The 9,909-nt window shown below is 60.2% G+C and carries 7 protein-coding genes; 4 read left to right on the plus strand and 3 right to left on the minus strand.

Features of this window, described 5'->3' with window-relative positions:
• Positions 1-77: 77 nt before the first annotated feature.
• From fadA to ACW5XD_RS19815, 3 genes are all read right to left on the minus strand, one after another.
• Positions 78-1,241, minus strand: coding sequence for an acetyl-CoA C-acyltransferase FadA (gene fadA, locus ACW5XD_RS19805; RefSeq protein ID WP_456496351.1), 1,164 nt, complete (start codon positions 1,239-1,241; stop codon positions 78-80).
• A gap of 21 nt (positions 1,242-1,262) precedes the next feature.
• The gene (gene fadB, locus ACW5XD_RS19810; protein ID WP_456496352.1) at positions 1,263-3,410 is read right to left on the minus strand and encodes a fatty acid oxidation complex subunit alpha FadB; all 2,148 of its coding nucleotides are present in this window, start codon (positions 3,408-3,410) and stop codon (positions 1,263-1,265) included.
• Between the two features lie 204 nt (positions 3,411-3,614).
• A complete protein-coding gene (locus tag ACW5XD_RS19815; RefSeq protein WP_456496353.1) occupies positions 3,615-5,552 on the minus strand; it encodes an acetoacetate--CoA ligase in 1,938 nt (645 codons plus the stop codon).
• 190 nt (positions 5,553-5,742) lie between these two features.
• Between ACW5XD_RS19815 and pepQ the strand changes: the two genes are divergently transcribed.
• Genes pepQ through hemG form a run of 4 tightly spaced genes read left to right on the plus strand, consistent with a single transcriptional unit; the run spans position 5,743 to position 9,708 of the window.
• On the plus strand, positions 5,743-7,065 hold the full coding sequence (pepQ, locus tag ACW5XD_RS19820) for a Xaa-Pro dipeptidase (RefSeq protein WP_456496354.1): 1,323 nt from the start codon (positions 5,743-5,745) through the stop codon (positions 7,063-7,065).
• Positions 7,065-7,682, plus strand: coding sequence for a YigZ family protein (locus ACW5XD_RS19825; protein ID WP_456496355.1), 618 nt, complete (start codon positions 7,065-7,067; stop codon positions 7,680-7,682). The genes pepQ and ACW5XD_RS19825 overlap by 1 nt, the downstream gene beginning before the upstream one ends.
• A 36-nt stretch (positions 7,683-7,718) precedes the next feature.
• Positions 7,719-9,176, plus strand: a complete 1,458-nt coding sequence (locus ACW5XD_RS19830) for a TrkH family potassium uptake protein (RefSeq protein ID WP_456496356.1) — start codon at positions 7,719-7,721, stop codon at positions 9,174-9,176.
• Positions 9,177-9,183: 7 nt separating this feature from the next.
• Complete coding sequence (hemG, locus tag ACW5XD_RS19835; protein ID WP_456496357.1) at positions 9,184-9,708, plus strand: menaquinone-dependent protoporphyrinogen IX dehydrogenase; 525 nt, start codon at positions 9,184-9,186, stop codon at positions 9,706-9,708.
• Positions 9,709-9,909 lie beyond the last annotated feature (201 nt).

The following is a 9,909-nucleotide window of genomic DNA, read 5'->3' on the forward strand; positions in this document are numbered from 1 at the left end:
ACGGGCCGGCAAGGCCAACCCCAAAAGAGACAATTCTGGCTCGCCCTCGCTGTCGCAGTGAGGGCGAGCCGTTGACATCACACCCGTTCGAACACGGTGGCGATGCCCTGGCCCAGACCTATGCACATGGTGGCCAGACCCAGGGTGGCGTCCTTCTCCTCCATCAGGTGGATCAGGGTGGTGGAGATGCGCGAGCCAGAGCAGCCCAGCGGGTGGCCCAACGCGATGGCTCCGCCGTTCAGGTTGACCTTCTCTTCCGCTACGTCAAGCAGTCCCAGATCCTTGACGCAAGGCAGTGACTGGGCGGCGAACGCCTCGTTCAGCTCGACCAGATCGATGTCACCTATGGTCAGACCGGCACGCTTGAGCGCCTTCTGGGTGGCCGGCACAGGGCCATAACCCATGATGGCGGCATCACAGCCTGCCACGGCCATGGAGCGCACCCTGACGCGTGGGGTCAGCCCCAGCGCCTTGGCCCGATCTGCGCTCATCACCAACATGGCGGAGGCGCCGTCGGACAGGGCCGAGGAGGTACCGGCGGTCACGGTGCCGTTGACCGGGTCGAACACAGGGCGCAGCTGGCTCAGGGTGTCGACCGTGGTCTCCGGGCGGATCACTTCGTCGTAGTCGTAGAAGAAGCGGGCACCGCTGGCGTCATGCCCTTCCAGACCGACGATCTCTCTGGCGAAGCGCCCTTCCACGGTTGCGGCATAGGCGCGGCGGTGGGAGCGGGCGGCAAACTCGTCCTGCTGCTGGCGACTGATGCCGTGCAGCTTGCCCAGCATCTCGGCGGTCAGCCCCATCATGCCGGAGGCCTTGGCCACCGACTTGGCCATGCCGGGGTGGAAGTCGACCCCGTGGCTCATGGGCACATGGCCCATGTGCTCGACGCCGCCGATGATGAAGATGTCCCCGTCACCCACCTGAATGGCGCGGGAGGCATCGTGCAGTGCCTGCATGCTGGATCCGCACAGACGGTTGACGGTGACCGCCCCTACCTGCTTGGGAATGCCGGCCAGCAAGGCCGCGTTGCGGGCGATGTTGAAGCCCTGCTCCAGGGTCTGCTGCACGCAGCCCCAGTAGATGTCTTCGATCTCGTTCGGGTCTAGGTTGGGGTTGCGCAGCAGGATGGAGCTCATCAGGTGCGCGGACAGATCTTCTGCACGCACGTTGCGGAAGGCGCCGCCCTTGGACCGGCCCATGGGGGTCCGGATACAGTCGACAATGACTACGTCTTTCATGAATGGATCTCCTTTCCGCAATCAGTAGAAGGTTTTGCCCTGGGCAGCCATTTCACGCAGCTTGTCGCTGACGCGGTAGAGCGGGCCCAGATCGGCATACTGGTCGGCCATGGCCACGTAACGATCCAGACCTATGGTGTCCAGATAGCGGAACACGCCACCACGGAAGGGAGGGAAGCCCAGGCCATAGACCAGCGCAATGTCGGCTTCGGCCGGCGTAGCGACTATGGCCTCTTCCAGGCAGAGCACCACCTCGTTGATCATGGGGATCATCATGCGGGCTATGATGGCTTCCTTGTCGAAATCCTGTTTCGGCTTGGCAATGGGGGCCAGCAGCTCGTAAGCGGCCACATCGGCCACCTTCTTCGGCTTGCCCTTCTTGTCCTGCTCGTAGGCGTAGAAGCCCTTGCCATTCTTCTGACCGAAGCGGCTGGCGTCGTACATCACGTCGATGGCGGTGCGCCCTTCCTTGCTCATGCGAGCCGGGAAACCCTGCGCCATCACATCACCGGCATGGTGACCGGTATCGATGCCGACCACGTCCAGCAGGTAGGCGGGGCCCATCGGCCAGCCGAACTCCTTCTCCATCACCTTGTCGACGGCGGCAAAGTCGGCACCATCGGCAACCAGCTTGTTGAAGCCGAAGAAGTAGGGGAACAGCACCCGGTTGACGAAGAAACCCGGGCAGTCGTTGACCACTACCGGGGATTTGCCCATGGCGGCAGCGTAGGCCACCACGCGGTTGATGGTTTCATCGGAGGTCTGCTCGCCGCGGATGATTTCCACCAGCGGCATGCGGTGCACAGGGTTGAAGAAGTGCATGCCGCAGAAGTTCTGCGGGCGCTTCAGCCCCTTGGCCAGCAGGGAGATGGGAATGGTGGAGGTGTTGCTGGCGAGCACGGCGTCGTCACCGATGATCCCTTCCACTTCACCCAGCACGGCGGCCTTCAACTTGGGATTCTCGACCACGGCTTCGACCACCAGATCCACGTGCTTGACGTTGTCATAGCTCAGGGTCGGGGTGATGGCGGAGAGCACCTGGCCCATCTTGATGCCATCGATGCGGCCCTTCTCGAGCTGACCGTTGAGCAGCTTGGTGGCTTCGCCCATGCCGAGCGCCAGCGCCTTCTCGTTGATGTCCTTCATCACTGCCGGAATGCCCTTGCTGGCAGACTGGTAGGCGATGCCGCCACCCATGATGCCGGCACCCAGCACGGCGGCGTGGCTTGTGGCCTTGGCTGCCTGCTTGGCGGCCTTCTTGGCCAGCGCCTTGATGTGCTGATCGTTGAGGAAGATACCGACCAGCGCCTTGGCTACGTCTGTCTTGGCCAGCTTGATAAAGCCCTGTGCCTCGACGACGAGCGCCTCGTCACGGCTCATGCCGGCGGCGGCTTCGACGGTTTTCACCGCCGTCATGGGGGCTGGATAGTGTTTGCCCGCCACGGCGGCAACCATGCCGGCGGCGGTGCTGAAGCTCATCATGGCTTCCAGCTTGGAGAGACGCAGCGGGGCCTTCTTGGCGGCGCGGCGGCTCTGCCAGTTCAGCTTGCCCGCGATGGCGTCTTTTATCATCTGCACGGCGGCGCTGTGCAGTGCCTCGGGAGCGACCACGGCATCGACGGCACCCACCTTGAGGGCGTCATCGGCACGGTAATCCTTGCCTGTGGTGATCCACTCAAGCGCGTTGTCGGCACCGATGAGGCGCGGCAAACGAACCGTGCCGCCAAAGCCCGGCATGATGCCGAGTTTGGTCTCGGGCAGGCCAATCTTGGCGCTGGTGTCGGCCAGACGAAAATCGGTGGAGAGTATGGTCTCGCAGCCGCCGCCGAGGGCATGGCCCTTGATGGCACAGAGGGTCGGCACCGGCAGATCTTCGATGGCGCTGAAGATGTCGTTGGCCTTTTTCAGCCAGCCGAGCAGATCTTCTTGCGGCAGATCGAACAGTTCCAGGAATTCGGTAATGTCGGCACCGACGATGAAGGCGTCTTTGCCAGAGGTGAGGATCAGACCTTTTAGTTCACGTTCTTGTTGTAATGCGGCGATCGCCTCGCTCAGTGAGAGCAGGGTAGCGCGATCCAGCTTGTTGACTGAACCCGGGGCATCAAACCTCAGTTCGGCAATGCCGTTTTCGAGGTAGCTGACCGACAGGGTTTCGCCTTGGTAGATCATGAGAGTGTCTCCTTGTTCCCACGCGGTGGGGGGCTTTGCTCCTTTCTCCCCAGCAGGGGGCGAGGCTCACTATTGATCCAAAAGAAGACATTTTCAACACCTATTTAAAACATTTGTTTAACAGTTCTCGAGTAAAAGCTCCTCATCACAAAGCGGGCGAAAGAGAGGCGCCTTGCGGCGCCTGCTCTGAATGTGAGTTGTTTATCAACGGGCCAGTTCCGGCCGATTGCGATACTGGTTCAGCACCTCGGGATCGGCGAGTGCATGAGTGTTGTTGACGGGACGGTTGTGCACCACTTCCCGCACCGCCAGTTCGACGATTTTGCCGGACTTGGTGCGGGGAATGGCATCCACCTGCAGGATGCAGGCGGGCACGTGGCGGGCAGTGCAGTGCTGTTTGATCTGCTGGCGGATGCGCTCGCGCAGGGGCTCGTCCAGTTGCAGGCCAAGCTTGAGCTTGACGAACAGCACCACCCGCTCGTCCTGTTGCCATTGCTGGCCGATGACGATGCTCTCCTCCACTTCGTCGAGTTGCTCGACATAGCGATAGATCTCGCTGGTGCCGATGCGCACGCCGCCCGGGTTGAGGGTGGCGTCGGAGCGGCCGTAGAACAGAATACCGCCGGTCGGGGTCAGCTCAATCCAGTCGCCGTGGCACCAGATGTTGTCGAACCGCTCGAAGTAGGCGGCATGGTATTTGTCGCCGCTGTCGTCGCCCCAGAAGCCGATGGGCTGGGCCGGGAACGGCTTGGTGCAGACCAGCTCTCCCTTCTCGCCCTGCACCGGCTGGCCTGCCTCGTTGAACACCTGCACCGCGAGGCCGAGGCCGCGTCCCTGGCTCTCGCCGCGATAGACCGGGCTGATGGGGTTGCCGATAACGAAGCAGGAGCAGATATCGGTGCCGCCCGAGATGGAGCTGAGCTGCACATCCTGCTTTACCTGCTGATAGACGTAGTCGAACCCTTCCGGCGAGAGCACCGAACCTGTGCTGCAGATCAGGCGCAGCTGTGGTAATTCATGAGTTTTGATGGGTGCATAGCCCTGTTTGTGCAGCGCATCTAGATACTTGGCCGAGGTGCCAAACAGGGTAACCTGTTCGTCGCGCGCCAGATCCCACAGCACGTTGCCGTCCGGGTAGAAGGGAGAGCCGTCATAGAGCACCAGAGTCGCGCCGGAGGCGAGCGCACTCACCAGCCAGTTCCACATCATCCAGCCGCAGGTGGTGAAGTAGAACACCCGCTCTCCCGGCTTAATGTCGCAGTGCAGCTGGTGCTCTTTCAGATGTTGCAGCAGGGTGCCGCCTATGCCGTGCACTATACACTTGGGCTTGCCAGTGGTGCCGGACGAATAGAGGATGTAGAGCGGATCGTTGAAGCCCATGGGCTCGAAGCGAAGGACGGCATCCGGCTGGCTCGCCAGCACGTGCTGCCAGTCGTGACCAAGCCGCAGGGGATTGCCGAGCAGCGGGATTAGCACAGTCTGCTCTATGCTGTCGATCTGGCCGACCACGCCCGCCACTTTGTCCTGAATGTCGATGGCCTTGCCGTTGTAGCGGTAGCCGTCTACCGCAAACAGCACCCGCGGCCGGGTCTGGCCGAAACGCTCCACCACGCTGGCCTCGCCAAAGTCGGGGCTGGTGGAGGTCCAGATAGCGCCCAGGCTGGTGGTTGCCAGCATGGCCACCACGGTTTCCGGGATATTGGGCAGATAGGCGGCGACCACGTCGCCCCGACCTATACCCTGGCTGCGTAGCCACTGGGCCAGTTTGGCAACCTGATCCGCCAGCTCGCGCCAGCTCAGGGTCTGGCTCGGGTTCCCTTCGATGCGGGAGATGATGGCTGGCGCGTCATCCTGGCGGCGCAGCAGGTTTTCGGCGAAGTTGAGCCGGCTGTCGGGGAACCAGCGGGTGCGCTGCATGTCCTGGCGGTTCTCCGCCACTATGTTGCCGAGCTCACCCTTGACGCCGCAGTGCTGCCACACCAGCGGCCAGAAACGGGTGGTTTTCTCCACCGACCACTGGTAGAGCTGGGTATAGTTGTGCAGTTGCAGGCCGTGGAAGCGGTTGACCTCGGCCATGAAGTACTGGAGGTTGGATTGTTGAATCCGCTCCTGATCCGGTTGCCACAGGCAAAGGTTGTGCATGAGTAGTCCCTGACTGCATGTATCTACCGGCAGTGTATTGAATTGTTTTTTATTTGTTAATGGTTGGTTTTTGTTTCATAACAAAAGCCTTGTAACGTATGCGTTACCTCACGAAGCGATAGCTTGACGGTTCGAGCCTTGATTCGCTTGATGTTATGCTGAAATCACATTTCTCCCGGAGCAGGACGCCATGAGCAGCTACAGCCAACTTTTTGCCCAGCACCTAGATACCTTGCAGCAGCGCACCCGCGACATACTGCAACAGCAGGGGCTCAGCGGCCTGGCCATCCACTCCGGCCAGACCCACCGCATCTTTCTCGACGACCAGGATTACCCCTTCAAGGTGAATCCGCACTTCAAGGCCTGGCTGCCGGTGCTGGACAACCCCCACTGCTGGTTGCTGGTGGATGGCGTGAACAAGCCGGTGCTGCTGTTCTACCGGCCGGTGGATTTCTGGCACAAGGTGGCGGATTTGCCCAATGCCTTCTGGGTCGATTTCTTCGATATCCGCTTCCTGACGAGGCCGGAGCAGGTTGCCGATCACCTGCCCGCCGGCAAGCAGGAGTGGGCCTATCTGGGCGGCCACCTTGAGGTGGCCGAGTTGCTGGGGCTGGGTCAGCTCAATCCGGAAGCCGTGCTCAACTATCTGCACTATCACCGCGCCTACAAGACTCCTTATGAGCTGGAGTGCCTGCGCGAAGCAAACCGCATCGGCGTACGTGGCCATGTCGCGGCCAAGGACTCCTTCATGGCGGGGGCGAGCGAGTTCGAGATCAACTTGGCCTACATGAAGGCGGTCGGGCAGGGGGCCAATGAGGCACCCTACGGCAATATCGTCGCCATCAACCGCAATGCGGCCATCCTCCATTACACCCACCTCTCTGCGCTGCGAGTGCCGGATGTGGAGCGCTACTCCTTCCTCATCGATGCCGGGGTGGATTTTCACGGCTATGCCTCCGACATTACCCGTACCTGGGCTTGGCGTCGTGGCGAGTTTGCCGATCTGATCGCGGCGCTGGATGCACAGCAGCAGGAGATCATCGAGGAGATCAAACCGGGTCGCCGTTACAGCGAGCTGCATCTGCAGATGCATCACAGGTTGGCGCGCTTGCTGCAATCGGTCGAGCTGGTGGACATGTCAGTGGATGAGATGATCCACACCGGGGTGACCAACGTCTTCTTCCCCCATGGTCTGGGTCATTTCCTGGGCCTGCAGGTGCACGATGCCGGTGGTTTTATGCAGGATGAGCGCGGCACTCACCTTGCTGCTCCCGAACAGTTTCCTTATTTGCGCTGCACCCGGGTGATGGAGGTGGGCCAGGTGTTCACCATAGAACCTGGCCTCTATTTCATCGACAGCTTGTTGGAGCCGCTGCGTCAGAGCGAGCAGGGCAAGCGGATCAACTGGAACAAGGTGGAGGCGCTGCGTCCGTTTGGCGGCATCCGCATTGAGGACAACATAGTGTTGCACGCCAACGGGGTGGAGAACCTGACCAGGCAAGCGGGACTCTGATGGCGGCAGACTATGCCATTCCGGCCGTGCCGCTGGCGTTGAGTGAAGAGATCAAGAAGAGCCGCTTCATCACCCTGATCGCGCACACACCGACGGTCGAGGCCGCCAAGACGTGGATCAATGAGATAAGGCAGCAACACCCTGGGGCCCGGCATCACTGCTGGGCCTTTGTCGCCGGTCCACCACACGACAGCCAGGTTTACGGTTTCAGCGACGATGGCGAGCCCTCGGGGACGGCCGGCAAGCCCATGCTGGCCCAGCTGATGGGCTCCGGACTGGGTGAGATAGCCACCGTGGTGGTACGTTACTACGGCGGTGTGCTGCTGGGCACCGGTGGTCTGGTCAAGGCCTATGGCGGTGGCGTGGGGGCCGCGCTCAAGCAGCTCGAAACTAGGGTCAAGCGCCAGCAGACTCCCTCTCTCATCCAGTGTGACTATGCCGATATGGGGGTGGTGGAGGCGCTGCTCGGCTACCACCACGGCCAGTTGCTGGATGCCGATTACGGTGCTCGCGTCACCCTGCGGGTCGCGTGGGAATCCTCTATTTGGGCCCAGGTTGATCGGGAATTGACCGACCGAACCCATGGACGGGTATCCCTTCGCTCCTTAGATGGCTAGAATCCATCGCTCTTTTAGCCTGAAGAGGGAGCCGGAATGCACATTCTGAGCATTATTCGCATCGTTGGCCTGCTGGTTGCGCTGTTCAGCTCGACCATGTTGTTGCCTGCCATGGTTGCGTTTGGTTATCGGGATGGTGGTGGTGCCGAGTTCGTCAGCTCCTTTTTCATCGCGCTATTGCTAGGTGTGCTGCTCTGGTTTCCCAACCGCTCCCACAAGAAGGAGCTGCGCTCGAAAGAGGGCTTTCTTATTGTGGTGCTGTTCTGGACTGTGTTGGGCAGCGTGGGGGCCGTTCCCTTCATCATGAGCGATGTGCCGGACATGTCGGTCTCAGAGGCGTTCTTCGAATCTTTTTCCGGCCTGACCACTACGGGGGCGACGGTACTGACCGGGCTGGACAATCTGCCCAAGGCGTTTCTGTTCTACCGCCAGCTGCTGCAATGGCTGGGGGGCATGGGGATCATAGTGCTGGCCGTCGCCATACTGCCGCTGCTCGGCATCGGGGGCATGCAGCTCTACCGCGCCGAGATCCCCGGGCCGGTCAAGGATACCAAGGTGACGCCACGTATCGCCGAGACGGCCAAGGCGCTCTGGTTTATCTACCTGTTGCTGACCATGCTCTGCGCCCTGGCGTACTGGCTGGCCGGTATGACACTGTTCGACGCCATCTGTCACTCCTTCTCCAGCCTCTCCATCGGTGGCTTCTCCACCCATGATGCCAGCATCGGCTTCTTCAACAGTCCGGTCATCAATCTGATCACAGTGTGCTTCCTGCTGATCGGCAGTATCAACTTCGGTCTGCACTTCATGGTCTTCACTCACACTCCGGTGCGCCTGCTTAGCTATCTGCGTGACCCTGAGGTGAAGGTGTTTCTTGGGATCCAGCTGTTTCTGTTTCTGTTCTGCGCCACCGTTTTGCTGCAGCATAACCACTACGAAAACTGGCAGGAGACTCTCAATCACGCCCTGTTCCAGTCGGTATCACTGGGTACCACCACGGGTTACAGCACCACCAGTTATGCCGACTGGCCATCCATACTGCCGATGATGTTGATGTTCTCCTCCTTTATAGGGTGCTGCGCCGGGAGTACCGGTGGCGGCATCAAGGTGATGCGCTTCATGATCCTGTTCATGCAGGGGGTACGGGAGTTGAAGAGGTTGGTGCATCCGCGCGCTGTCTATACCCTCAAGCTGGGGCGCAAAGCGGTATCGGATCGGATTGTTGAGGCAGTGTGGGGCTTCTTTGCCGCCTACATCATTCTGTTTGTGTTGTTCATGCTGGCATTGATTGCTACCGGGATGAACGAGGTGACCGCTTTCTCGGCGGTGGCGGCGACCCTCACCAACGTGGGGCCGGGTCTGGGTGATGTGGCCTCCAACTTTGCCGGTACCAGCGCGGCGGCAAAATGGATACTGATCCTGGCCATGTTGTTCGGCCGATTGGAAATTTTCACGCTTCTGGTACTGTTTACCCCCGCATTCTGGCGTAGTTGAGGTAGGTATGGACAAGATTTTGGTGCTTTATTCCTCTCGGGATGGGCAAACACGGAAAATTGTGGATGTCATGCTGGAGGAGATGCCGGATTGCGAGGTGGTGATGCATGACCTGCACACTCTGCCCATGTGCAATCTCAGCAAGTTCAAGAAGGTATTGATCGGTGCCTCCATTCGTTACGGCAATTTCCATCCCAGCCTGCTCAGCTTTATTCATGCCCATCATGAACAGCTGGAAGTGGCCAATGCGGCCTTCTTCTGTGTCAACCTGACCGCGCGCAAGCCGGAGAAGCAGACGCCGCAGACCAATGCCTATATGAAGAAGTTCCTGCGCCTCTCCCCCTGGAAGCCGAGAACTCTGGGAGTGTTCGCCGGCGCTCTGCAATATTCCCGCTATAACTGGTGGCAGACCCGCATCATTCAGCTGATCATGAAGATCACCGGTGGCAGTACCGATACCAGCAAGGACCTCGAGTTTACAGATTGGGAAAAGGTGCGCCGCTTTGCTCGTGAATTCTGGTCAAAAAGATAGCAACTCCGCGCCGTAGCTGGCTCGAGCCTCGCAGATGCGGGGCTTTTTGTTTGATAAATAGGCATTCGAACCGCTAAACGGCAAAAAGTGCCATTTTTCGCAGATTTCCTCTTGTCATCGCGGCGCGGCTCCCTATAATGCGCCCCTACCAGCACGGCGGAGCACGCCGGACTGATGAGCCAGCTTCCTTGTGAAGCCGGC

This window comes from Aeromonas enterica (genome assembly GCF_054052465.1).

Coding starts and splice junctions, on each gene's coding strand:
- fadA (WP_456496351.1), bottom strand. CDS start 1,241: ATGAAAGACGTAGTCATTGTCGACTGTATCCGGACCCCCATGGGCCGG.
- hemG (WP_456496357.1), top strand. CDS start 9,184: ATGGACAAGATTTTGGTGCTTTATTCCTCTCGGGATGGGCAAACACGG.
- pepQ (WP_456496354.1), top strand. CDS start 5,743: ATGAGCAGCTACAGCCAACTTTTTGCCCAGCACCTAGATACCTTGCAG.
- ACW5XD_RS19825 (WP_456496355.1), top strand. CDS start 7,065: ATGGCGGCAGACTATGCCATTCCGGCCGTGCCGCTGGCGTTGAGTGAA.
- ACW5XD_RS19815 (WP_456496353.1), bottom strand. CDS start 5,552: ATGCACAACCTTTGCCTGTGGCAACCGGATCAGGAGCGGATTCAACAA.
- ACW5XD_RS19830 (WP_456496356.1), top strand. CDS start 7,719: ATGCACATTCTGAGCATTATTCGCATCGTTGGCCTGCTGGTTGCGCTG.
- fadB (WP_456496352.1), bottom strand. CDS start 3,410: ATGATCTACCAAGGCGAAACCCTGTCGGTCAGCTACCTCGAAAACGGC.